The 25,132-nt window shown below is 52.4% G+C and carries 21 protein-coding genes; 10 read left to right on the forward strand and 11 right to left on the reverse strand.

The features are described 5' to 3' along the window. Positions 1 to 358 precede the first annotated feature (358 nt). On the reverse strand, positions 359 to 1,945 hold the full coding sequence (locus IMCC3135_RS13295; RefSeq protein ID WP_088918062.1) for a gamma-glutamyltransferase family protein: 1,587 nt from the start codon (positions 1,943 to 1,945) through the stop codon (positions 359 to 361). Positions 1,946 to 2,327: 382 nt separating this feature from the next. Here IMCC3135_RS13295 and IMCC3135_RS13300 point away from each other — a divergent pair, with 382 nt between their 5' ends. From IMCC3135_RS13300 to IMCC3135_RS13310, 3 genes are all read left to right on the forward strand, one after another. Next, positions 2,328 to 3,374, forward strand: coding sequence for an RNA-guided endonuclease InsQ/TnpB family protein (locus IMCC3135_RS13300; protein ID WP_088918063.1), 1,047 nt, complete (start codon positions 2,328 to 2,330; stop codon positions 3,372 to 3,374). Positions 3,375 to 3,596: 222 nt separating this feature from the next. Next, entirely contained in the window at positions 3,597 to 3,881 is a 285-nt protein-coding gene (locus IMCC3135_RS13305; RefSeq protein WP_169727381.1) for a hypothetical protein, read from the forward strand. Continuing rightward, entirely contained in the window at positions 3,878 to 4,924 is a 1,047-nt protein-coding gene (locus IMCC3135_RS13310; RefSeq protein ID WP_088918065.1) for a PDDEXK nuclease domain-containing protein, read from the forward strand. The genes IMCC3135_RS13305 and IMCC3135_RS13310 overlap by 4 nt, the downstream gene beginning before the upstream one ends. Positions 4,925 to 4,966: 42 nt before the next feature. Here the strand turns inward: IMCC3135_RS13310 and IMCC3135_RS13315 are convergent, their stop codons facing one another. From IMCC3135_RS13315 to IMCC3135_RS13340, 6 genes are all read right to left on the reverse strand, one after another. After that, positions 4,967 to 5,638: a cysteine hydrolase family protein gene (locus tag IMCC3135_RS13315; RefSeq protein WP_088918066.1), complete on the reverse strand. Its 672-nt coding sequence runs from the start codon at positions 5,636 to 5,638 to the stop codon at positions 4,967 to 4,969. A gap of 28 nt (positions 5,639 to 5,666) precedes the next feature. Then, positions 5,667 to 7,469 (reverse strand): ABC transporter ATP-binding protein, encoded by a 1,803-nt coding sequence (locus tag IMCC3135_RS13320; RefSeq protein ID WP_088918067.1) that lies wholly within the window; start codon positions 7,467 to 7,469, stop codon positions 5,667 to 5,669. Between the two features lie 6 nt (positions 7,470 to 7,475). Further along, a complete protein-coding gene (locus tag IMCC3135_RS13325; protein WP_088918068.1) occupies positions 7,476 to 8,420 on the reverse strand; it encodes an acetamidase/formamidase family protein in 945 nt (314 codons plus the stop codon). 2 nt (positions 8,421 to 8,422) lie between these two features. After that, complete coding sequence (locus IMCC3135_RS13330) at positions 8,423 to 10,048, reverse strand: ABC transporter substrate-binding protein (protein WP_088918069.1); 1,626 nt, start codon at positions 10,046 to 10,048, stop codon at positions 8,423 to 8,425. 40 nt (positions 10,049 to 10,088) lie between these two features. Continuing rightward, the gene (locus tag IMCC3135_RS13335; RefSeq protein ID WP_088918070.1) at positions 10,089 to 11,009 is read right to left on the reverse strand and encodes an ABC transporter permease; all 921 of its coding nucleotides are present in this window, start codon (positions 11,007 to 11,009) and stop codon (positions 10,089 to 10,091) included. Between the two features lie 70 nt (positions 11,010 to 11,079). Further along, positions 11,080 to 11,982 (reverse strand): ABC transporter permease, encoded by a 903-nt coding sequence (locus IMCC3135_RS13340; protein WP_236994782.1) that lies wholly within the window; start codon positions 11,980 to 11,982, stop codon positions 11,080 to 11,082. A 493-nt stretch (positions 11,983 to 12,475) separates the two neighbouring features. On the opposite strand from IMCC3135_RS13340, the gene IMCC3135_RS13345 reads away from it, so the two are divergent. Further along, a complete protein-coding gene (locus IMCC3135_RS13345; protein WP_157735962.1) occupies positions 12,476 to 12,916 on the forward strand; it encodes an IS1096 element passenger TnpR family protein in 441 nt (146 codons plus the stop codon). A 433-nt stretch (positions 12,917 to 13,349) separates the two neighbouring features. Here IMCC3135_RS13345 and IMCC3135_RS13350 read toward each other — a convergent pair whose 3' ends face one another. Beyond that, complete coding sequence (locus tag IMCC3135_RS13350) at positions 13,350 to 14,690, reverse strand: IS4 family transposase (protein WP_088918072.1); 1,341 nt, start codon at positions 14,688 to 14,690, stop codon at positions 13,350 to 13,352. Positions 14,691 to 15,098: 408 nt separating this feature from the next. Beyond that, complete coding sequence (locus IMCC3135_RS13355) at positions 15,099 to 16,244, reverse strand: type IV toxin-antitoxin system AbiEi family antitoxin (protein WP_088918073.1); 1,146 nt, start codon at positions 16,242 to 16,244, stop codon at positions 15,099 to 15,101. A gap of 344 nt (positions 16,245 to 16,588) precedes the next feature. Between IMCC3135_RS13355 and IMCC3135_RS34045 the strand changes: the two genes are divergently transcribed. Both IMCC3135_RS34045 and IMCC3135_RS13365 read left to right on the forward strand, forming a co-directional pair. Continuing rightward, positions 16,589 to 16,813 carry a hypothetical protein gene (locus tag IMCC3135_RS34045; RefSeq protein WP_157735963.1) on the forward strand — a complete coding sequence of 75 codons (225 nt, stop codon included), beginning with the start codon at positions 16,589 to 16,591 and terminating at the stop codon, positions 16,811 to 16,813. A 116-nt stretch (positions 16,814 to 16,929) separates the two neighbouring features. Continuing rightward, positions 16,930 to 17,175 (forward strand): hypothetical protein, encoded by a 246-nt coding sequence (locus IMCC3135_RS13365; RefSeq protein ID WP_157735964.1) that lies wholly within the window; start codon positions 16,930 to 16,932, stop codon positions 17,173 to 17,175. A gap of 219 nt (positions 17,176 to 17,394) precedes the next feature. Here the strand turns inward: IMCC3135_RS13365 and IMCC3135_RS13370 are convergent, their stop codons facing one another. Together IMCC3135_RS13370 and IMCC3135_RS13375 are read right to left on the reverse strand one after the other, a co-directional pair. After that, positions 17,395 to 18,258 carry an SDR family oxidoreductase gene (locus IMCC3135_RS13370; protein WP_088918076.1) on the reverse strand — a complete coding sequence of 288 codons (864 nt, stop codon included), beginning with the start codon at positions 18,256 to 18,258 and terminating at the stop codon, positions 17,395 to 17,397. Between the two features lie 457 nt (positions 18,259 to 18,715). Beyond that, the gene (locus tag IMCC3135_RS13375) at positions 18,716 to 19,684 is read right to left on the reverse strand and encodes a GIY-YIG nuclease family protein (RefSeq protein ID WP_088918077.1); all 969 of its coding nucleotides are present in this window, start codon (positions 19,682 to 19,684) and stop codon (positions 18,716 to 18,718) included. A gap of 773 nt (positions 19,685 to 20,457) precedes the next feature. Between IMCC3135_RS13375 and IMCC3135_RS13385 the strand changes: the two genes are divergently transcribed. The 4 genes from IMCC3135_RS13385 to IMCC3135_RS13400 all read left to right on the forward strand — a co-directional run bounded on the left by IMCC3135_RS13385 (position 20,458) and on the right by IMCC3135_RS13400 (position 24,982). After that, positions 20,458 to 21,879, forward strand: a complete 1,422-nt coding sequence (locus IMCC3135_RS13385) for a hypothetical protein (RefSeq protein ID WP_157735965.1) — start codon at positions 20,458 to 20,460, stop codon at positions 21,877 to 21,879. Next, a complete protein-coding gene (locus IMCC3135_RS13390; RefSeq protein ID WP_088918080.1) occupies positions 21,876 to 22,691 on the forward strand; it encodes a hypothetical protein in 816 nt (271 codons plus the stop codon). The genes IMCC3135_RS13385 and IMCC3135_RS13390 overlap by 4 nt, the downstream gene beginning before the upstream one ends. Position 22,692: 1 nt before the next feature. Beyond that, positions 22,693 to 23,892: a hypothetical protein gene (locus IMCC3135_RS13395; RefSeq protein WP_205738030.1), complete on the forward strand. Its 1,200-nt coding sequence runs from the start codon at positions 22,693 to 22,695 to the stop codon at positions 23,890 to 23,892. Positions 23,893 to 24,052: 160 nt separating this feature from the next. After that, positions 24,053 to 24,982: a hypothetical protein gene (locus IMCC3135_RS13400; protein WP_088918082.1), complete on the forward strand. Its 930-nt coding sequence runs from the start codon at positions 24,053 to 24,055 to the stop codon at positions 24,980 to 24,982. The last annotated feature ends 150 nt before the right edge of the window (positions 24,983 to 25,132 follow it).

A 25,132-nucleotide genomic window follows, 5' to 3' on the forward strand; every position in this document is an offset into this window, starting at 1 on the left:
TTTTCGAGAAAGCACTGTTGTCAAGGGCATGTCTAGTGGGTCGATTGGGAAATAAGGTAATGCTCAGCGAGTTTGTCAGCCGTGATGACAAGGCGTTCCTACGAAGGCGTACCGGGGTACTCCGAGGGGGAACAACGCAGACAGCGCGGCTGACAAACTCGCCCTTCGGGAGCCTGCATGCGCCTGGGACGACGAGAACCAAGAGCCATAAAACGAAGACCCAAATCGCGCAAATTGTTGGATATCTCACGATCAGCCGCGTGAACATACTGTCTTATGTAAGAGCAGTGGTTGCTTATTTGAGTGCAATTGCACTAACTAAGGCCTGCCAAGCCTTGCCAGCTGTAAGTGATGAATCCTAAAAGCTTAATGCAGCCCCGTCCGCACGAGGATCGGTGGCGCATTCCATCAGACCATCGGGATGCAGAACCACAGCCCCTGCATGGCCTGTCAGATCGGAATACTCTGGCAATATCTCTACCTGGTGCCCGGCGTCCTGCAACTCTCTGATCATCGCCTCTGAGAAACGAGATTCGAGCTTCAGGCTGGTGGTGTTATCGCCCCAGGTCTTGCCCAACAACCATCGAGGTTCTGTGATGGCTTGTTGCAGATCCATGCCGAACTGTGCATAGCGTGTGAAAAGCGCCGCTTGTGTCTGCGGTTGCCCTTCGCCACCCATGGTGCCATAGGCCATGACTCGCCCGTCGTTGAGAACGGATAGCGCAGGGTTCAGCGTGTGAAACGGAAGCTTCCCGGGTCTGAGTTGATTGGGGCCTTCTGCCAGTGAGAATCCGGCTCCCCGATTCTGGAATACAACGCCTGTGTCAGGACAAAGCAATCCGGATCCGAACTCCCAGAAAACACTCTGTATGAAGCTGACCACTGTTCCTTCGCCATCAGCCGCACCCATCCAGATGGTGTCGCCTTGGGCCGGCTCATGCGGCCAGTTCAGGGCCGTTTTGCGATTGATTTCAAGCGCTAACTTATCCAGAAATAGACTCTCGAGCCATTGTGCGGCCGACTCACTCATATCGTTCGCATCTCCCAGCCCGGCGTTGCGTACCAGGAAGGCTTGCTTGGTGGCTTCGATCAGCCCGTGCACATGGTCAAAACTCTCAGGTGCCTCTACGTTCAACCGATCGAACAGGCCCAGAATCATCAATGACGACACCCCCTGTGTTGGCGGTGTCATGTTGTACATCTCACCCAGGCTGGTTGTCAGATTCAATGGTTCAACTAAAGCTGCTTGATAATCATGAAAGTCCTGCAGTCTCAGAGGGCTACCTTGGGCTTCCAGATAATGCGCATGCCGGGCGGCAATGTCACCTCGATAATAGCTGTCCAGGCCTTCTCGTCCCAACTGCTCCAAGGTGTTGCCAAGCGCGCTCTGTAACATTTTACTGCCGCTTGCGTAGGGCGCTCCTTCGTCCAGGTAGACATCGGCAAATCCCGGCACGCAGGCGAGTGAGTCCATCTTTGCCGCTGTGCAGTCTGCCTGATTGCCTGTGACAGCTATTCCTTCCCGTGCATAGCTGATGGCGTTGGCCAACAAGTCCGGCAAGGGCATGCGCCGCGCCGCTGGTATCAGTTCCAGTGCACGTTGCCAGCCCCCGACGCTGCCAGGTACCGTCAATGCGGCAAGCGGACCTCTGGCCGGTATATCGTGTTCATGTCCATGGGAGCGATAGAAGTCCACGGTGGCAAGTGCTGCGGCCTGGCCACAGGCACGTATGCCAATCGGTGGTTTGTCCTTCTGCTTTATCAGCCAGAATCCGTCTCCACCAATACCGTTCATGTGTGGATAGACCACGGCTATCGTGGCAGCTGCGGCTACCATGGCTTCCACTGCCGTGCCGCCAGCATCAAGCACTTGCTGTCCCGCCAGAGCTGCTGAGCGATGCGGGGCGGAGAAAGACCCGTTGAAACCTAATGCAGATTTGAGCACTTCACCATCCTAGTTGTTGAGGCAACCACGTCGCCATGGCTGGAAATTGAAAGACGAGTGTGAACCGCATATAGATAGCCAGAGCTCCGTTTTCGTTGCCAGGGCGCTGGTTCAGTAAAGCGCGCCAATGCTGTGAAAACGTGCCCAAGTATTAACGGTTACTCTGGGCTGGCAGGATCAGGCCGGTCATCCAGTCTGGCAAGCCATCATCAAAAGCGCTCAAGTTTCTTATTTTTGCTGCCCACGGATTGGAAATTTCATCCTTTCAATTCCAAGGATACCCCGCCGTTCAGGGCGGGGAGGAATTGGAATGCTGTATATATAGCCAGTGATTGTTGACCTTTCCGGGTGAATAGGGGCGGAACGGTTATACAATCGAGCTGTGAAATCAACATGCATCAAGGTTCTCAAAGTCAGGGTAAAAGATCGCCACGCGCCGCTTTTGCGCAGCATGGCGACTGAAGTCAATCAGGTATGGAACTACTGCAACGAGCTGTCTGATCGTATGATTCGGGAGCGTGGTCGGTGGATGTCCGGATTTGACTTCTCTGCTTACACGGTGGGTGCCTCGAAGCAGTTCGAGCACATTGGCAGCAGTACGATTCAGGAAACGGCCGAACACTACGCCAGCAAACGCTCCTCGGCAAAGCGTCGCAAGCTGAGGTGGCGCAAGAGTTTTGGCGATAAACGCTCGTTGGGATGGGTGCCCTTCAAGGCTCGGGCAGCTCACTGGAAGCACGGGCAGGTCTTCTTTGCAGGTTCTCACTTCAAGGTATGGGACAGCTTCGGTCTTGCCAATTACAAGTTCAGGGCAGGTTGTTTCACTGAAGATGCTCGCGGTCGATGGTATTTTTGCATCTGTGTCTCGGTTGATCGCACGTGTCCCAAGGGGCAAGATAGTATTGGTATCGATCTTGGTCTGAAAACCGTGGCCACCTGCAGCGATGGCACCGTGCTGGAGGGACGTTGGTATCGCCACCTGGAAGGCAAGCTTGCCAAGGCCCAGCGGGCAAGACGCAAACGGCGCACCCGGGCGATTCACGCAAAAATCAGGAATCGCAGAGCAGATGCCCTGCATAAATTCAGCCGCAATCTGGTCAATCGATGCGGCGAGATCTACGTGGGAGATGTCAGTAGCTCGAAGCTGACAAAAACCACGATGGCCAAGTCTGCGCTTGACGCAAGCTGGGCCAGCTTCAAGACAATGCTCGACTACAAGAGCCAGCAGGCCGGTATTGTCTATCGAGAAATCAATGAAGCCTATACCACGCGAGCGTGCTCCGAATGCGGAAGCCTGTGCGGACCGCAGGGAATAAGAGCTCTTTCGGTAAGAGACTGGCAATGTGTTGAATGTGGTGTTCAGCATGATCGTGACGTTAACGCGGCTCGAAATATTCTCCGTCTCGGCGCAGGACATTGCGCTCCTTAGTGGGAATCCTCTTTTTTTTAGGGAGAGGAGGATGTCAATTCAACTGGAAAAATTCAACTAGAACTACAAACGCCTGCTAAAATCATCGATAGTAAAGGCTGCCTAGAGCAGTCAATATCGATATCTGCTTGGCATATCCAATCAGGTGCCGCACAGCCACAAGACGGGAGACAGAATCATGATTCTTCCGGGTGGGCCAGCTGCGATGAGATGCATGGGGGAATGGATCCTAGCCAGTACAAAGAAGATGCGCTGACCTTGCCGTTCATGAAGTCCGTGTCGGACAAGTACAAGGGTGGTCTCTATGGCATGATCGTGGTACCGGAAGAGACCAGTTTCGATGGCGTGATGGCGCGGCTGAAACTTGCCACGGATGATGATGGAGTCGCAGAATTGAAGCAGGCCAGAAAACTCTTTGATGCTGAAACCGTCGCCAAGAAGTTCCTGGTGCAAGAGCTGGGTAAGAAAGTGGCCGATCACTTGAAGGTTATGGGGATGAAGGTATGAGCATCGAGCCTCAGGTAGCGCTTGAGGCCCTGGTTGCCGATATTGCTCAGGAGATCGAGGCGGCGCGGGGCCAGGTACGTCAGGCAGTCAATAGTGCCATGGTGCAAAGCTATTGGCAGATCGGGCGTTTGATTGTCGAGCATGAGCAGCAGGGTGAGAGCCGTGCGGCCTATGGCAAGCAGCAGCTTCAGGCTTTGTCAGTGCGGTTGACGGCGCGACTGGGCAAGGGGTTCGATGTCACTAACCTACGGAATATGCGACAGTTTTACGAGGTTTTCCCAATTCGCGACGCAGTGCGTCGCGAATTGAGCTGGACACATTATCGCCGACTGCTTCGCATTGAAAACAAGCAGGCTCGTGCTTGGTATTTGCAGGAGGCTGTCCAGCAAGGCTGGAGTTCCCGTGCACTCGACCGACAGATCAGCAAGCTCTACTACGAGCGTTTGCTGGCCAGTCAGGATAAGCAGCTTGTCGAGACCGAAGCTGAAGAGCATACGCAACAGCTAACGGAGAGCGCAAAGGACTATCTGCGGGACCCCTATATTCTGGACTTCCTGAATCTGGATGACAAAAGCTATCAGGAAGCCGACCTGGAAAAGGCGATCATCTCCAACCTGCAGCAGTTTCTGTTGGAACTGGACAAGGGCTTTGCCTTCGTTGAACGCCAGCAACGTATTCGCTTTGATGATGAAGACTTCTATCTGGATCTGGTGTTCTACAACTTCAAGCTCAAATGCTTTCTGCTGATCGATCTGAAACTGGGCAAGCTGAAGCATCAGGATGTTGGCCAGATGGACACCTATGTGCGCCTGTACGATGAGCGTCACAAGGGAGCTGACGACAACCCCACCATCGGGCTGGTGCTGTGTAGTGAAAAGAGTGAGGCGGTGGTGAAATATTCGGTTCTGGCTGATCAGCAACAATTGTTCGCTGCCAAGTATTTATCCTATTTGCCTAGTGAGGAGGAGCTTGCACGAGAGCTGGAACGTGAGCGGGCAAGGGCGGTGAGGCAATTGTCGAAGCAGAAGGCGGGCGATGAGTGAACGAGCGGAGGATATAGAGGCGACAATTGTTGCCTGAGTGTTTCAAGGCCTCCAGAATTCTGCCAGCTCATCACTTTTCACCACATGACAGTAGATCATGTTGATGATTTCCAGCTCATGATGATGTAATTGGTCGGTGGCCGCTGCACAGGCATCTTCCACCACCACTACACCGAAACTCTCGTCGGCCAGACTACGTACCGTGGATGAGACACACTGGTCGGTGAAGATACCGGCCACAACGACGTCCTTGATGCCCATATTGTGCAGGATCAACCGAAGATTGGTACCCGTCAGTGCCGAGTCGGTGGTTTTCAATACCGTGATCTCATCGGCCTGCGGCTGCAATGGATCAACAACCTGGCTGTCGGGTCTGTCCTTGGGTAACAGCAGATAGTTGAACCCAGGCTTTTTCTGGCTCAGTGAACGGTCCCGTCCATCATCCTTCAGGCAGGCGATACGCGCGAATATCACCTCGACACCCCGAGCCCTGGCATCTTCTATCAAGCGTGCGGTATTGGGAATGACTGTCTTGTTCATTCGCTCGAAAAACGGCTGCCAGCGTGCCGCTTCGATGGGGTTCTCAGGCACTTCCAGGTAGGTATTCTGAATATCGATGACCAGTAGCGCTGTGCTCTGCGGCTGCAATTCGATATCCTCAGGCGGCTCGGCGTGTTCGTAATAGAACGATCGATAAGCAGTTTTCCACGACATCAGTAATTCTCCAGTGTTGTTGATCAGGTTAACCGGCTGCGACGGCTACCCAGTGATTATTGCCTCTGTCCAACAGGGTCTGTCGATTGGGAACCATGCCTTCGGGGTACAGGACAGACACCAGATCCTCTTCTGTGCGCAGAAACGGAGGGCGCTGATGATTGGGGTCAGGGATAGGCACCGCTGAGAGAAGACGTTGGGTATACGCATGCCCCGGGTTGCCCAACACGGTCGCGGTAGGACCGCTCTCGACTACTTGTCCTGCATACAGTACGGCGACCCGATCACTGACCTGTTCCACTACCGCCATGTCATGCGAGATGAACAGATAACTCAAGCCCTGTTCTTCCTGTAGTTCACGCAGCAACTCCAACACCTGGGCCTGCACAGAAACATCGAGTGCCGAAACACACTCGTCTGCCACAATGACTTTCGGGTTGAGGGCCAGTGCTCGTGCAATGCAGATACGTTGTCGTTGTCCACCGGAAAATTCATGTGGATGACGTCGCATGGCATCCAGAGGCAGCCCCACTCGCTGGAAAAGCCACGCCACCCTATCTGTCAGTTCCGAGCCGCTTGCCAGAGCATGTATCAGCAAGGGCTCAGCCACTTGATCCCCGACCGGCATGCGCGGATCCAGTGAGGCGTAGGGGTCCTGAAAAATCATCTGTACATCGCGTCTTACGGCCCGTAAGGATTGGCGACTGAGGCCGCGGGTGGCACGGCCGTTGATTCTGATTTCCCCCTTAAACGGTAGCAGCGACATCAAGGCCTTGCCGATGGTACTTTTGCCACTGCCGGATTCGCCAACCAGCGCCAGCGTCTCACCGGCATTGATTGACAGGGATACGTTTTCCACGGCGTGCACGTTCTGCTGCACCCGATTGAACAGCCCGCCTCGCACCGGAAAACGCACTGACAGATCATTCACCTCTACCACGGTTGCCTGGCTGGCGGCAGGATTGGTAATCCGAGCATTGAGGGCCGTGCCAAGACGTGGAACGGCGGCCAGAAGCGTGCGGGTATAATCCGTTGAGGGCTGTGCGAACAGTTGTTTGACCGGCGAGGTTTCCACCGACTTGCCAGCACGCATGACGATCACCCGATCGGCAATCTCCGCCACCACCCCCATATCGTGAGTGATCATGATGACGGCTGTCCCGGTGCGTTCCTGCAGCTTGCTGATCAGGTCCAGTATCTCGGCTTGTACCGTCACATCCAGTGCCGTGGTCGGTTCATCGGCAATCAGGATATCCGGTCGGCAGGCCAGGGCGATGGCAATGACCACGCGTTGTCGCATGCCGCCAGAGAGTTCGTGCGGGTATTGCTTGAGTCGGCGTTCGGGTGCGCTCATGCGCACATCCTTGAGCAATTCCAGAGCCGCAGCTGCGGCTTGCTCGGCACTGATCGCCTGATGCGCTCTCAACACTTCGCTTATCTGCTCACCGATGCTCATGATGGGATTCAGCGAGGTCATCGGTTCCTGAAAGATCATGGCAACTCGTGTTGCCCTGAGCTTGCGGTACTGCGATTCTGGCAGATCCACCAGATCCTGGCCGTTGAGCAGAATCTGACCGTGGGTAATACGCGCCGCAGGCTTGGGCAGCAGCCCCATGATGGCCATGGCTGTCAGTGATTTGCCAGAGCCTGATTCACCGGCCAGACACAGCACTTCATTGGGCATCAGCGTAAAGCTGATGCCGTCCAGAACCGTCTTGCCGCCGGTGGCCGTAGCCACTTGAATTGTCAGGTCTCTGACTTGCAGTATCGGTTCTGGCGCCGTATCAGGGACGTCAGCACCGAGCTCACCGGCAGAAAGAATTGAGTTCATGAGAGTCTATTCGAAGACGATGCGTGGGAAATAGAATGACACTACCCAGTTGGGTTGATCCACAATTTCCGAGATTCGCAGATCACCACAGACAGAGCACAGCAGGTAGGCATCGGTTGCGGACAGGCCACGTGTGGCGCACAGGAAGTCGATCATGCCGGAGAGTGCCGCTCGAGCACCTTCCATCAGATCACTGCCAATGCCAGTAGTTACCTCATAACCGGCGCTATCCAGATGGTTTGTGACAGGCCCGGGGGTAGTGAAGCGCGGCATGGCCAGAGGTTGTTGCTTGACAAGATCCAGCTTCAGTGCAACCGACATGGGGCTTTCAATAGCGGTGCCACACACCTCACCATCGCCCTGAGCGGCATGGGTATCGCCGATGGAGAACAGGGCACCTGCTACTTCGACCGGCAGGTACAGCACCGAGCCTGCGGCCAGGTCGCGGATATCCAGATTGCCTCCCACGCGTCTGGGTGGTACGACAGAGTGCAAGCCTGGTTCAGCTGGGGCGACACCGATGGTGCCTGCGAATGGCTTCAACGGCACCTTCGCCTCACTGGAGAATAATGCCGGGAGCAATGCGTCTGCCTGATAATTCCAGATTTTCAGGGCAGGGTCGGTGAACTGGTCGGCCAGTAGTCCGAAGCCCGGGATATTGGCTGTCCAGCCAAACCCGGAAGGTTTATAGGACAGCAACTCAACCCTCAGCACGTCACCAGGTTCAGCGCCGTCAACAAACACCGGTCCCGTGACCGGATTGACTTTGCCGAAATCCAGCGAGACCACATCATCGACCGTGCTGTTCGGGGTGAGCTGACCGGCCGAACTGTCCAGACATTCGAACTCAAGAGAGCTTCCTGGTGCAACGCGCTGCACCGGTTTGATGGAATGGTCCCAACCGAAATGATGGTGAACACCATGAATGGTGTACTGAGGGCTGTTGCACATGATTATTGAGCTGCAGTTGAGTAGACGTAGTCGTAGTTCACCGGTACATGGACCGGATCCACGAAGATGGCATCTTCACCGCCTACCGCCGGTGAGCGCATGGTGAAGCGTTGTTCATTGAATACCGGTACCCACGGTGCATCTTCCATGATCGACAGGTAGATCTCGCGCCACAGCTGTTCACGTTCGGCAGACTTTGCCGCATCGGTCATGGCATCAGCCTCGACAGCCTTGGCATCCAGCTCCTCATTGCAGTACCAGGACCAGTTCCAGCCACCGGGTACCGCACCGGCACAACCCAGAATCGGGCCATAGAAGTTGGATGGATCCGGAAAATCGGCAATCCAGGCCATGCCACCCGACCAGATCATGGGAGCCTGATCGGCCTCACCACCCGCTGCAATGACATTGGCCTGTGCCAGTGACTTGATTGAGGCGTTGATGCCAATGGCTTTCAGATCCTGCTGGATGGATTGTGCAATACGCGGGTTTGGATCCGTGTTGTAGACATAAAGCTCGGTTTCGAAGCCTTCGCCAAAGCCTGCCTCTTTGAGCATGGCCTTGGCAGCGTCGGGATCATAGGCATAGCCTTCATAATCCGGAGCGTAGCCCGGCATGGTAGGCGGCAGTGGCTGATTGGCAACCACGGCGCGACCGTTGATGACACGGACGATGCGTTCCTTGTTGATGGCCATGTTCACAGCCTGGCGCACGATCTTGTTGTCAAATGGCGGCATTTTCACATTCATGGTGATATAGCCGGTCTGCAACTGACCACCTTCGATGATGAAGTCCTTGAATTGCTCATCGTTGGACACTTCCACGAATTTGGCAGGCGGTATGCCATCACCCGGGATGTCCACTTCGCCTTGTTGCAATCGCAGTAATGCCACAACCGGCTCCTGACCGACCTCAAAGGTTATCTGATCCAGGTTTGGCAGACCCTCTTTCCAGTAGTCTTCGTTACGGGAGAAGATCAGGTGCTGACCCAGTGTCCAGTCTGTCAGCTCAAACGCGCCGGTGCCCACCGGGTTCTTGCCAAAGTCTTCACCGAACTCTTCAACAACCTCTTTGGGTACGATGGATGAGAAGTTGATGGCCATGACATGCAGAAAGGTGGCATCGGGTCGCGACAGGGAAATGCTGATGGTTTTGGGATCCACCACGCTGACGCCCGACAGGCTTTGTGCATCACCGGATGAGACCTCATCAAAGCCTGCGATGGAGGCAAAGAAGCCAGCTCCCGGGCTTTGGGTTGCCGGGTTGGTGACTCTATCGAGCGAGTATTTGACATCGTCAGCACTCATTGCCCGGCCGTTGTGAAACGTCACGCCATCGCGCAATACAAAGGTGTAGGTCAGCCCGTCGTCTGACAGGGTGTAGCTCTCAGCCAGATCGTTGATCAGCTCGGTGGTACCAGGCTTGTAATCCATCAGGCCATCAAACAGGCTCTTTATCATGGACCAGTTTTGCCAGTCGTAGCCAATGGCAGGATCCAGAGTCGACACATCATCTTTATAGGTGACGATCATGCTGCCGCCATTGGCTGCATCGTCCGCGTGTAGGGCGAGGGGAGCTGTCAGACCCAGTACGGCGAGAGCCACTGGCCCGAGTACGTGCTTTTTCATGAATGAACTCCGTTATTGATGAAAGGGATTGGAATGAACATCAGCGAATGCGGATCCGCGGATCGACGAGCGGTGCAACCATGTCGGCCAGCAGATTGCCGATGACGATGGCGCAGGCAGAGACCAGGGTCACGCCCATGATGATCGGTATGTCAACGCGCTGAATGGCCTGCCAGGCCAGCTGACCGATACCCGGCCAGCTGAAGACACTCTCAACCACCACGATGCCACTCATGAACAGACCGATATCGATACCGATCATGGCGATGATGGGCAGAATGGCGTTGGGTATGACGTGTCGGAAGAGAATACGTCCGCGTGACAGTCCTTTGGAACGCGCGGTGCGTATATAGTCCTTTTCAAGCACATCGATCATGCTTGAACGCATCATGCGCGCATACCAGCCCGCGCCCAGAATACCCAGAGTCAATGCCGGCAAGATCAGATGGGCAAAGGTGCCGTATCCGCCGATAGGGACCCAGTGAAGCTTGACCGCAAACACGTACAGCAGCAGTATGCCGATCACGAACTGCGGCGCTGAGACGGAGGTAAACGAGACGAGAGTAAGAATTCGATCGGTGCGGCTGTTTCTCCACAGTGCGGATATGACGCCCAGTGTCAGACCGATGATGAGTTCGCACACGATGGCGCCTGCCATCAGCAACAGGGTTGCCGGCAGGCGCGAGGCAATGAGTTCGGACACCTCTGTTTTCTGTAGATAGGAGCGTCCGAGATCCCCCTGCAGCAGGTTGGTCAGATAATGCCAGTACTGCTGATACAGAGGCAGGTTCAGTCCCAGTTGCTCGCGGATGTTCTCGACCGTCTCAACCGTGGCACTTCTGCCCGCTATCTGTCTGGCAGGGTCGGCAGGCAGTAGATACAACAATAGAAATGTCACCAGCGTGATGCCAAGTAGAATCAGCAGCGACTCCATGATGCGCCTGAGCAGATGAATACTCATGCTGCAACCTCTGCACAAAAGCCCGGGACATAGCGTGTAATGACAGTGACATCCTGATCGTTGCAGACTCTCATCCGTGTCTGCCTTTCAGGGTTGGATCAAGAATGTCGCGAAGCGCATCGCCAACGAGGTTGAACGCCAGCGCCATCAGTAGGATGGCGGCACCCGGAATGAATACGAGCCAGGGAGCCGAGGTAAAATAGGTCTGGTTCTCGAAGATGATGTTGCCCCAGCTAGGCGTGGGTGGTTGCACGCCAACCCCCAGATAGCTCAGCGTGGCTTCCAGCAGCACCGTCGTGGAGATACCCAGCGTGCTGAATACGACAATTGATGACAGCAGGTGCGGCAAGACATGCTTGAGCAGTACTCTCATGGGCCCAGAACCCATGGAGATCTGTGCCTGGATGAAATCGCGTTCAGTCAAGGAACGCGTTTCGGTATACACCACCCGGGCCATCTGCACCCAGTTGACCATCGCAATCACCATGGCAACAATCCACAGACTCGGTTCAAAAATCGCAGCCAGTACGATGGCCAGCAATAGAGCCGGAAATGCCATCATCAGATCGGTGAATCGCATCAGAACCGCAGCGGTCAATCCGCCAAAGTAGCCTGCCGCAACACCAACTGCGGTACCCAGTATGGCGGACAGGCCATTGGCAACAACCCCTATGATCAATGATGTTTGAGCCCCTACGATCAGACGGGAGAAAAGGTCGCGCCCCAGCAGGTCTGTGCCCATCCAGTGTTCGGCACTGGGAGCGATGGGCGCACCTTCTATCGTCAGGCCATCGAAGGGCTGGTCGTTGGGATCAAACGGTGTGATGTACTCAGCCGTCAGGGCGCACAATACAATGATGGCAATCAGCATCAGACCGAAGGCACTACCGGGCCGCATCAGTAGTTGCCGGAACAGGCCGGGAGGCTCGCTGGTCTGGGTTGAGTTCAGTTCCGTCAGCATTGCGCTTTTCATGATGCGCTCATGGCCACGTTGGATACTTTCCAGGCCAGAAAGGAATGCAGATTCAGAATGAAGAGGGTCATTGGGTTCAAGTTTTTCCTGGCTTGCATTGATGTGATGTCGGTGCATCCAGGCACTGAGGTATCGGTATCGATACTGGTATGGGTGCATGCTGTATGCCACACGTTACATCAGTGTAATATCCAATAAAAACAATAAGATGGAAGTTTTGCGTTTTACGCTAAGCACTGTTTAAGTGCACTTGTCGGCGTGTGCGCACTTCAATAGTCCACGTTTAAATGGGTCCGACTTTGGTGATTTGGGAGCGGCAAAGGCCTTGGACTGCAGCATGATGTTTGAAGGCTATACGTTGCGCTGGAGCATTGACCAAGAGCGCCCAATGGCAAAGAAAGCACCATTTTTTAACCCTATACAAATCGGCCACATGGAATGGTATCTTCCTTCTACAGTTCTATCTCTGTCGAACACTAACTTGCGAGGACATATGATCTTTACACTGAAAGTCACGCTGCTCGGTGGCATGTATGCAGAAAGCGAATGCATCAGAACCATTGAGATTGACTCATCCTCGACGCTGGATGATCTACATCTGGTTATCCTTGACGCCGTGGGTTTCGACAATGACCACCTGTATGAATTCTACGTGTCGCGAACGGAACGCAGCCGGGACCGAAGGCGATATAGCAGTTTCGATGGGTATGATTTCGAGGATGACGAAAATTCCGATGAGGTGACTCTGGAAAGTCTCTTCCCATTGGAGAAGAGCAAAAACCTTTATTATCTGTTTGATTTCGGAGACAGTTGGCGCTTCAGGATTACCAAAAGCCGAAAGAAACCGACCAATCCTGAGAAAGGTGTCCGGTATCCTCGGATCGTTGAACGCGTTGGTGATGATCCGGAGCAGTATCCAGCGTTCGAGGATTGAACTCTGCCTGAAACAGCCGCGACGACTACCCTGGTTCTGTCCCGGATGAACTGATTGAAGCAGAGAATGGCTTCAATGCCTATCAAGCATCTGTCCAGATAGCTAACGGTTATCCCCAAAACCTGTGGATAACCATGTGGATGAACCGCGTATAGATTGCCAGGGCCGAGTTCCTGTCATGCTTTCGTCATTTTGTACAAAGTATGCGCACCCGGGGGCGGTGCTTTTCTGCTAGAGCGTAGTTGTTGTCGTAACGACTCTGTGAGGCATGCTCGGAATGAGCCACCATTGCCCGGTATTCGATAAGCACATCACCCGGCAGAGAGTGCTGTAGCCGTCAGGCCTGAGGCTCCCCATGGAACAGGTGATCGCTGATGGCGTGGTCCAGATAGCAGGCTGTCGGGGAATAGGCCAATGGCACTCGGTTAAGCCATCATCGCTCGTATCTGTGAGCGCAAGCGCGTGCTGCTGATCGCGGCATGTCCAACAATGGCCTCGGTTTCGGTCGCCTTTTTACTGCCCGAGGTTCTTTGCGTCCCGGTCGATTTCCTACCCGGCGACTAGCGATGGCCTTGAGCAGTTGATCCCATTGGTAGGGATCCAGCTGGCAGCCGCTCAGTGACCATGCACTCCACAGCTGCACGGTGTGTCGAAAGCTGATCGACCGAGGTTCGCATCCGCAAAGAGTAGCCGCCTCATTCATCAGTAGCCGCGTCAGGTTGTAGGCCAGCAGGTGTACTGACAACTCTTTTTTGATCATCTCGGCCGTACGGCAAGTCAGTATACCGGCCTCCAGGGCACACTTGAGCGAGCGAAAATCCGTCTCGACGTTCCAGCGTAGTAGATACAGTTTCACGATCTGCTTGTCGCTTATCAACTTGCTGTCGGTGAGGGTGGTCAGGAACACTCTGGGCTGATACCCACGTTGGCAATTGACAACCTGACGCACAGTAATTTGTTTTGGGCACAAGTGGAATGTCTCCAGATCCATCCATTCAGGGCGCACTGGACGTTTCAGTACCAGCTGCGTGCAATGTTTGCCTGGGCGAGTGCGACTTCCATTGATCTCGAACACACCGTCGCAGCCGATGTCCTGCACCATCATGAATGTCCAGTACGTCTCATAGATAGCATCGCCCACGAGCACGTCATTCGCACGCAAGCTACGCGAAAGAATACGCATCTGCGACAGTTCTCCGGTTGCCTTACCTTTGGCAGCTCCGATCGTCGCATCAATGATCGCGCCGGTAGCCGCGCACGAGAGTGCAACCATGCGAGCTTCGGGGAAGCCCAAACCCTCTTCCTGGCTGGACGGCTGAGGGAACTCTCTTTGGTTGTCCGGGGTGTCAGGCATTGTGGTTCCTGTACCATCGATGAGCAGAGCGCGTCGCTCGTTCCAGAGTGATTTGATTGGGGCGTTGTCGCTGACATGCTGCCCTACAACCTTGTAGAGTGACTCAACCAAGTCGCTCGGCAAGCGAACACGCGCCTCACAATAGGCCGCTGTTGATGTGCTCGGCGGGCGTAATCCATGTTGCAGACAGCGAACAATGCGCTCGTTAACCGCACGTTGACAGGAGCTATCATCACTGAGAACCTGCGCAACGAACATCGCCAGTGTTTCGGTCGGCGGATAGGTCCGTTCCCGGTGTGTAGGTAAATGAGCCTCGATGGTGCCGAGAAAGCGATCGTCTGTAATCAGATTGAACACGCCAGTGGAGTTCAAAGTTGCTCGTAGGTCTTGCTCGGACGGTATGGCTCGGGTAGTGTGCATGGTGGCCGGTTTCGGTTACGTTGATTGTTTCGCAACCTGAAACGTACACGCCGGAACCGGCCACTACAACCTTCCCAAAAATTTCTTTCAGATCAAGCCCTTGCTGCTAACCGAGTGCCATTGGGGAATAGGCCTTCTTGGTCTTTTGCAAGGTGATGAATAGCAGGTCTGCCGACGGAATTATTGAAGCGTGACTGCATTCCTTGTGTCAAGAAGCCAAACCACTAATGAACACTGTCAGGTGTTTCAAATTGTCGCCCGCGTTGCCTGTCTCAATTTCTTCAGCAAGTCTTGAAACGTTTCGATTGTCGGGGTTGTGTCGTAGCTTCAGTACTTCTGCCGCTGTTCGATCAGTTGAGTTGTGTTGCCACATCGCTGACGTGGGATAACGTATCGACAGTCTCGTTGTCAAGTTGCCCTGTCAGGTTCAGTAATGTACTCATCGCGTAGTCGTTGCGCTGTTTCAAGGTTTCTAGGGTCGCCTGTTGCGATCAAGTCTGCGTAGACGATAATAGGGTTTGCGAGACCGACGGCGGTCTCTGCATTTTCCAAGAGAGGCTCTGTGGTTTCCTTTGGCAATTCCTGATTATTGTCGCGAGCCAAGCTTCTCTGCGCGGAGGTATTCCAGAAAGGGGAGTAGAGATAGACCAGAACGTCGTTGTCTTGCCCCTGCTCTCTGGCTTTGCTCAGGCGTGAGTCTCGAATGAGTTTGGCAAGGTTGTGTTTAGGTATATAGACGGTTGCAACCTGTGGTTTTAGATGATTCGTGTAGATCGCCGCTGCGGTTTCACCGCCCCAGTAGCCTTCGTACATCTGGATATTGGTGTGCTTCCACCAGTGAGGGTCTTTTGCGGTGAACTTGCCCAGCGAGTGTTTGTGCTTGAGTTTCTCGGGCCATGCGGATACCCATCGATCCAGCAGCTTTTCGTAGTTTGTGATGCGACGTCTGCCTGTGCTGGCATCAATACCTAGATAGTGGCCTGCTTTTAGCGCGTTGATCACCCAACCTACCGTACCGACAGCCACTGCGGATACGCGGGCGATTTCACGGTAGGATTTGGCTACCAATGATGGGTCTTCCAGAAATGCGTAGGTGACCAGAAGACCTTTTGGCTCAAAGGCCCTGTTGATCTGGCTAGGTACAGAGTTATCAGAGAGCTTGAGTTGTTTCTTACCCGTGATAAGGACGTAGACAGGTTGCTGATTGATATAGGCGTTTCCGCAGGTGTCGATGAATTGAACACCTGCCTCTTTCAATTTTTCCGCCATCCTGGGATTGATGTAGTCGGCAGCCAGCAAGCCTGGTTCTGGGCCAGGTAGGCGCTTGATCTGGTTGATCAGTGAGCCAAGATTGACATTTTGAGCATGACGTTTGACTTCTACGCGATACTTTTCACCAGTTTCAAGCAGGCGTAACTCTGCATCTGGGATCCGCGCGGTGGTTTTTCCCGGTAGTGTCGTTGTGTCCAGAATCTCTGCTTCTAGGCCGGCATTGCTGTTCAAGGCCTCGATGGCAAGTTTGAGAATGTCTAGCTCTGATTGGCTTTTGTCCATTATTTTTTAGTGTACATTATTAATGTACATCGGTCAGAAGTAGTACGTAATTTCATCTGACGTGCAGGTCGAGTGCCTGTCTGTCTTGGTGAGGCCGGGCTAAACTGGCAGATACCATCATGCCACCCCCGCGCTGTAGTTGGAAAAAACATCACCCGGCAAAGGGTATTGCAACCTCCAGGTAATCTGGGTCGGCCGTTCCGATTGATGTTCCACATGGCTGGCCGGACCTGCGAAAAAATAGGACATGGTTTGGCCATTGGGCTGCTTCTTGGCAACTTGTTAACAGGCTTCGGGCTCGCCCAGCTCCGGCGGAACCAGGCGCTATTTGTCGAGTTTGTTCCGTGCGCGGACATTGCGCTGTTGGTTGGATTGTCGGGGAGGAGACAGCGTTGGAGGATGGACGTGGTGATGCCGAGTTGGTTTTGACGGCTAGATCTGGGGAATACGGCTTCCTGGCAAGATCTCGCGCAGGTAAAGAGATCGTCGTCGTCTACGAGGCGGCAGTGGCGAAGCTGCTACCAGAGATAGGTGACGGACAAGTGATCCGTGTTCTCGACGGCTTATAGAATAGAGAAGCGCTGCCAGCTTGAGATAAAGGCGTGGACAGAGCTCTATGTTGTGCAATAGGACAAGTGACTGTTTGTACCCGGCGTTGATTTGGATGCAGAGAGGGAAAGTAGCGGTGTTTGTCAGCATAGTTGCGTGTGCCGCAGTAATGCGGATCGTTCGACAAGGAGTCTACCGAGAAGTACGAGAAGCTAGAAACGATGCAGATGACCCATTGGCAACCGGAGTAGCCACTGGGGGCGGTGTGTCCTTCAAGGCGACTCGTTTGCCTGAAGACACGGATGCAGCGATTGTGCAGGCTTTGGAGGACAAGTTGTGGCAGGCCGAGCGTCCCTTGCTTGGTCGTATGGGGGCTTGCTGAGATAGCGAATGCGAAGAAAGACCGACGATGAGGTCTGCAGTTGCTCTTGCCTGATCCGTATCCACAGAATCTATGGATAACCCTATGGATGCATAGCGTATAGATCGTCTGAGCAGATATGAGGTGGTGCTATCGAAAATCTGCACAGAAAATGTACAAGGCCCGTAATCCATCAGCGGGTGACAGTAGGAGAGTGACACGAATCCGCGTCAGACAGCATCAGGATTTCGGCGAGTAGCGTGCCAGTATCTCCGTCACACCTGGCGTGGCCAGACCCAGCGACTTGGCGCGGTCGAGTTGCAGGTCGATTCGTAAGGGAATGCCCCGGTTAGCTGGCGCAGGTCCCTCATCGATGTTTTCCGGAGCATGCCCCCAGTAACGAAGCATTGCCTTGGCGAATTCAGAGCGGCTGATCGATTCCTCGCCAGCCAGATTCAGTGTTCCTTGTGCATCGAGATCCAGTGCCAGCTTCAACAGGCCCTCGGCGAGGGCATCGATCCATATTGGTTGGCGGTATACATTGTCAAACAGGCTCTGACGTTCGCCACGTTCTAACCGGGCGATGAATGAGGCTGTGCCACGATCAATCTGTTCCAGGCCATAGATCAGTGAGGTCCGGACGCACACGACATTGTCATGAGCTGCCAGTGCTGTAGCTTCAGCCGCCGCCTTTGATTCACCGTAGGCATTGATCGGGTCCGGGCGCGCGTCATCGGCATAGGCTCGTGACGAGCCTGCGTAGACCATGTCGCTCGACACGAGGACCAACCTTGATCCTATCGCTTTGGCGGCTTCGGCAACGCGCGCGCTCATTGTCTCGTTGGTGCCGATATTGTCGTCGTCAACCCCAGGGTTGATGGCCGCTGCATGAATGATGGCATCAGGGCGATACTGCTCGAACAGTCCTTGCAGATCGTTTGTCAGGTCAGCCTGCAGCCATTCAACGCCTTCTTCTGTGTGGGGTGCCTTTCGGGATACTGCCAGTACATCCGCTCGTTGCTTTGCGAGCGGCACCAGGCGATGGCCCAGATAGCCGCTCGCACCGGTTATCAATAGACGACTGCGAGAGGAGGGTGATGGCATGCTGCTTATCCGGTAAGGGCCTGAAGAGCGATTTTACCTCAACGTGCGGAAAGCTCCGTCCTTCAGGGCGGGGATGGATAGGTGCGCCCGGCATGGGTGCAATCTTGGAGGTGAAAGTCCTGCCGGAAGCTGACCATAGCGAGCGAAGTAAAGCACAACTGTGCGAGGGTGACCAAGCGCGGGGAGAAAAAGGTGATGCGTGCAGCGCTTGCTGTGGCTGGGTGATAGGTGGTTGACCGCGAGTAGTCAGCTCTCGGGGTCTGCCGTGGAGCTGATGGCAGAATTCGAGTCCGCTTCGGTCTGAGTAAGGGCGTTGTGGGGAGGGACGTCCTTGAGATTCGAGTGTGGGTAATTTGTAGGCTAGCTTTTGGCCAATCGTTGGCTGAAACTCCGGATCAATTGGCCGAGTCTCGATGAGCCTCGACTAGTCTGGCGGGTTCCAAGTTCGGACGGTTTGTTAACCAAGAAGCCTGTCTGCCAAGTCCATGCAATGATAGCGCCTGTTATTACAAAGACCCTTTTTTATCAGGCGCAGATTGAACAAACGAATCGCGGTAAGAACGGTTGGGTCTTTCAGTAGTTGGCAAGCTGCTTCATATCCCTGGACCTCCAGGTGAACCTGGTCAGAGCCCCCTGTTTCATATAGATAATTGCCCATTTGCAAGCTCCGGTGCTTTCTCTTCAGCGAGTCAAGTGACTTTCCGTGTTCAAGTTCCAGAGGCGAGCGAGCCAGGTGAAAACTAAACCACAAGACATTATCCTCATTGATCACCGTCAAGACTTCTTGCCAATAAACATTGATTCTTGAGTAAACGGTGACGTGCTTAGTGCTATATGTGGGTAGGCAGGAGCAGCTCCAGAATGAGTATTCACTTTCTATCGGAACAGGCAAGCCCAGCTGCACATATCGTCGCAAGAATTCGGTTGACTCTTCTGCATAAGGCTTGGAGGCGAGTGTCTTGAATCTCTTCTGGTATTTCTGACGAAGAGTTTCGTCTTGGATTCTTGTACCTGTTAGCAGAGGGGCGTCATGTGTCTGAACCCATTCATCCTGTTCAGCTAATGGCATCACCAAATCAAAATCTGACACGCCTTTGGGAATGCTGGTCAGGGCAATGTTTCGCAATGTGAAGTCTTGGTCTTCCAGGCCACTGATGACTGCCTTCTCTTCAGCGCTGAGTCTTGATTTTGGTACACGCTTGAAGCTGATATGACTGATGTCATTATGAATTATGCGATGTTGTACATAGCGTCGGGTGACATCTGTCGACTTGCCTGCATAAACTTCACCGTTGAGAAATCTCAGTACGTATATTCCGCATCGATTCTTTTTTCCGTAAATACCAGCTATCGATGCTCGTCCTTCAACATGACGGGCTCTGGGAAAGTAATAGCGTTCCTTCAGAAACGATTCCAGCTCCTGCATGAGTGGGTGTTCCGGTTGTCCATGAATCGGAGGGTGTGTACTTCTGGCTATTTTGAAAGCATACTCGCCTTTTGAGCAGTCGGATGCGTAAACCCGTCCCGCCAGTTGAGGTTTGTCCACAAGGACATTGTGATACGGATGCGGCCAGATGTGTTCCCGATTCCAGTAATCGGACTTGTTTTGATCGCTTCCGGATGCTGGGTGGTTCTTATCAACGGGTGCTTGGTGTACACCAGTTGTGTCATGTTGTTCATTGTTTGGGCAGCGCAAGAAATGATGTCCCAGGAATGGCCGTTTTTGATTGTTCGATTACCAGCAATTTGCTCATGATGTTTTGCCTGCAGTTTCGGCCGTTCGGCTATCGAGTTGTCCAACGAGTGCTTGACGCAGCCTTGCAGCAGCCTTCGACATACAAAAGTGGCAGCTATCAGCAGTAGAGCGAACTCTATTTCTACATAAATTATCCGCAAGGAATTCGTCGCTCAAAATTTCGTGTGGCAATGAGTCCATCGTCCATCGTAGTGCGTTATATTAGATGGTTCTGCTAGACCAGTAGACCTTGGGAATAATACCAACGCTGTTGATTGCCCGGCTTTAGGTACTTGTAATATGAGCATGATCTGGTGGAAAATCACTGGTTCTGTATGACCTGGTCTGGTGAGTTTGAAGTTGGCTTGCCTCTGAATCAAGGTAGTCTGCAGTTCTAAGCGTAACCGCTCCCAGGCAGCTGGGGTGGTTTTAAGGAATCGTTCACCAAAGGATGGAAGGGCACTTTGCTAGGTACAATCAAAAAACTATGGAAACGGATTTTTCCCCCGCTTGGTGTGTCACATGGTTCCGCTCCTTTTCCAGATATCGATAAAGATAGTCTCAGGCGTGAGTTGGAAGTCGTTGAGAAAGCAAAGGAGGAGGGGGTCAAGAACCTTCCTGACAGCCACAGTGTCAGAGCTGCAAGCTACGAACAGACTATTGTCCAGGGTATCAGTAAGATTGCCAGCGACACCAGCCAGAAACTGACAGCGGTTTTGAAATCACATGCGCAAACTGCCCAGCTAACCCCCGTACAGTTTGATCGAATAGCATTGAAGAATGCGGTTGTATCATACAAGACGGATGTCGAGGGGATTTTGGTCGGAGCTACTCCAGAAATTAATGCGAGTATGAGGCGCCTTGCTCAGCGTGAAACAGAGCTGAGTCGCTTCAGGAAGACACATGGTTTGCGACGACATGCCGAATATCCGGATAGCTCTCTGTTAACCTGGGCTGTTCTCGCAGCCATCATGGTGCTGGAATCCTTATTGAACGGTTATTTCTTTGCTCAAGGCTCCGCAAGTGGAATGCTTGGCGGCTTTGGACAGGCAGCAATGATCTCATTGGTTAATGTCTTATTGGCTGCAGCTGTTGCACTGCTGCCAGCACGACTTATACCGCACAAAAATATTATTCTGAAGTTGGTAGGTGTGTTGGTTACTGCTGCATATTTCGTTGTGCTCGTAGTCGTACTTCTATTTCTGACCCAGTATCGTGATGCCTTCACCGCCGATCCTGACAAAGCGCTTCAGGTTGCTTTTCAGAATATTGAGGCTGGCAACTGGAAGCCAAGTGATATCAACTCCTATCTCTTCTTTGCGTTGACACTCTTGTTTGCTATCGGTGCTTTTGTGAAGGTTTTGTATTCAGATGACAGATATCTGGGATATGGCCGGATGACACGCAAAGTTGTGGCAGCCGAAGAACTGATCGCGGGCTATCAAGATGATCTTTCCAGTGCTATTCAACGAGAGAAGGATCTATGCCGTGAAAAAATTGAAGAGTTTGGTGAGAAAATCGAATTCAACGTCAATAGCATTCATGATGCTGTGAAATCCCATAATAGGTTGTTATCACATTGGGAAAATTTCGGACAACATCTGGTTGCTTGCCATGATGCGCTTGTTGCCGACTATCGAATCGCTAACCGCAACGCTCGTAGTGATACTCCGCCAGATTGGTTCAAGGAAATCACACCTTTCGATATGGCTGCTTATCAACCGCAAGTTCAGGAATGCAGTTTGCCAGACGGGTTGCCAGAACACTTAGAGGAATACAAAGACTTTGAGGCTCGAGCGATTGAAGTTCTTAGTAAGACTCATAACAATATGATTGAAGAAATGCATGCTCTTTTGTCACTTGATAATTATGGGAAAGTGTCATGAGCGTACTGAGAAAAAAGTCCAAGGCTAAGAATGATCGTTTAGGTGTCTGGATCTTTGCAGTACTGGGAGTTGTTGGCTCAGCAGTAGCGGCTTTTCTTTGGTGGAATACTCAGAGCCAGGTCAAGTACGATGATGCTACGGGTTGCCCAGCTACCGGGCCTTCCGCAAAAATGGTATTTCTGATTGATACCAGTGACCAGATCAGTCCGTTACAGCGACTTGATCTACGAAAACAGATTGACAAGTACATTGAATCCGCGCCGACTTACGCCAAAATAGTTATCTATAGTCTGGTGCCGGACGAAGAGACCCATGTTGAAAAGGTATTTGATAGCTGTAAGCCGCGTGATGGAACCGCTGCGAACGCTCTGACCGAAAACGAGCGAATTCTCAAAAATGGGTGGCGTGAGAAATTTGCAGAGCCAATTAAAATCATTCTCAGTGACGCATTGGTGACGAAAAATTCTGATGAATCACCAATACTGGAAGCGCTTCAATACGTTTCAGTTGCTCAGATGGATGATTCTGATCTGGCTGGAGACGTTCAGCTAATCATTGGCTCTGATATGTTGCAAAACATGCCAGAGTACAGTCACTACCGTGATTCGCAAGATTTCAGCTTCTATGTCGAGCTTCCTTATAGTCAAAAGACAGCTCTTTCTTTACCGCCAATAGACGTCAAGCTGCTCTACATTGCCCGTACAGGCTACGAAACTGTGCAAAGCAGGAAACATGTGCTCTTCTGGGAGCAGTACTTTGCAAATGCCGGGGCGATGATCGACTCGGTAAAGATACTCCCAGCTGGCGGATAACATGGCAGATAGCTCGAGAAAGAAAGCTGTGAGGAGTGATATGGAAGACGCAAGGTCAATGGATCTGGCCAGAATCTTCCTCACGATATTTATACTCGGCTCACTTGTTGTTGCAGCCCCACTGCTCTTCCCATCCTTTGGTGTAAATCCATTGCTGAAGACTCTGGGTACGGTTATACCGATTGTTTTGATGGTCATTTTCATGAGAATCGGCAGGCACCGTGTGGAGGAGCAAGGATCTGTTGAAATAGAGCAGGTGGCTGATAGCTTGTACTTCATGGGCTTTATGTTCACGCTCGTTGCACTGCTGGTAGCGTTGCGTCAGATCAGTTTTCCAGTTGACATGAGTGCAATCACATCTCGTTTTGGTATTGCCATGATCACCACGTTGGTTGGTTTACTGTTAAAGGTACTGTTGACTCAGTTCAAGCAGGTAGGCGGTGTTTCGCAGCGCCAGGCGCAAAACGATTTGCTTCGAGCCACAATACGTTTCACCAGAGCGCTGGACAGGAGTTCGGCTAATGTTGAAAAAACTGTCAACGACGCTGCTGCCAAAATGTTGGCTTTGGCGGAAGCCTCAATAACGGATATGACCGACTATGCGAAGAGTGCACAGGAGTCTGTAGCTGTTCAGGGAAAGTCTGCACTAAAACAAATGTCTGCACAAAGCAAGTCAGATATAGAAATGCTGGCAGCCTATTCCAAGTCGAACATTGAGGGAATAGTGGGTCAAGGGAAGGCAGGTATCGAGATGATGTCACGTCATAGTAAGGAGGCACAGATTCAAATGCTGGGTGATTCAGAGGCGGCATCAAAGGCTTTAGCGGAGGTTTCCAAGTCTAGTTCAGTTGCGAACAGTGAGTATATCACCCGGTTGAATATGCACTTGAGTGGTTTGCAGGGTGTGGTAGAAAAAACGAGTGAACGCTTTGATGATTTAAGTAGCACTGTTGATGGTTCAATTCAGAAGCACAGTTTAGCTCTCGAACCGCTTGAGCGATTTGGGAGCTTTTTGGCAGGCAATAACGATCTATTGTCAGACTTCCAGGGCACGTTGACGAGTGTTGTTGCTACAGGGAGTTTTCTCAACGAGAGTGTTGAGCGTTTGGAGGGTGCGGTTACTCAGTTACAAGGAAGTTTGAGTAATGCAGCGAGAGTTAACTCCTATATTCATCTTGGAGATGACGCAGATCAGTCATGATTTCAAGCTGTTGCAAAAAGACTCGAGGTAGATTCGTCGCAACCTGGAAAGATAATGGGTATGGCCATTGTATTGCGCATTAATGGCATATTCGCTGAGATGAATATGTCAATACAACTAGATAGTACTGTCTCTGTTAACATGTTTGAGCTGCCACCACATGATTGATGCAGCAGAGCGGCGTTCATTTCTGTTTGGCATAACACTGACGGAAATTTTGGTTCTCTTTGTTTTTTTGCTTGCATTGTTGATTGGAGGCAATATGGAAAATAGACAAGCCGAAGCCTCAGCTAGGAAAAATTTGCCTGAGAAAGTCTTTGATCTGCAGGAAGAGCTGGTTGGTACACGCCAGAGAATGTTCGATACTGGCGAGCAAATGACGTTGCTGAAAAGTCAGTATCAGCAGATTGTAGATGAGAATGCGGCTCTCAAGGATATGGTCAAATCAGAGTCAGCTATACAGAAAAACCCTGAGCATGAGGCAGTGTTATCGGCTTTGACCCCACTGTTGAATCCAGAAACTGTCGAATTCTTGAAGGAGGTGACGGATACACTGAGGCAAGATTTGGGCGTGGAGTCTCTTGCAGAAAAGACTGATCTCTTGTCGGATTTACTGGACGCTAGTAAATCGAAAGTAGAAGCATGTACGGGTCTACTGTCTGAGGATAATCAGAATTTTGGTGAGTTTGAGATGGATATTCAGGAATGTACTGGAAGACTTCGGTATTTTGAAAGAACGTATGCTGAAGGTATTAGCGATGTTCCTCCACCTTGCTGGATATCCGTGAGTGGTAGATCTGAGAGTCTATTCTTTGTGAATATTGACACAGAGGGGTTTGAGGTAGGCAAAGCCTGGGCGCCAGGTCGTCAAGAGGATGCTGCACAGGTCGTGGGCGCTTTGCCGATGATCGGGAAAAAGCTCGATTCCCAGCAATTCCTTGCAGCCACAGAAGGTTTGTTTGAGCAGTCTCGGCAGCTAAAGTGCCGGCACGTAGTTGACGTGTATGACAAGATTGATAAGGACAAAGAGTTATACAAGGCTCGAATGAAGATCATTGAGGCGAGGTTTTATAAGAACCTGCGAGGCTAAAATGGCAGGGCTTTGACTTGTTATTTGGCCGAAATGTAGTAAAGCCAAATGCTCGTTGACGATCAATGGGTGACTTGTTTATGAAAACACGAGTCAAGGCATGGCCATGAACTATTCGACAGTGAGAGAGTGCAAGGTTAAACTCGGTTC

It is taken from the genome of Granulosicoccus antarcticus IMCC3135 (genome assembly GCF_002215215.1).
Lineage (GTDB): Bacteria > Pseudomonadota > Gammaproteobacteria > Granulosicoccales > Granulosicoccaceae > Granulosicoccus > Granulosicoccus antarcticus.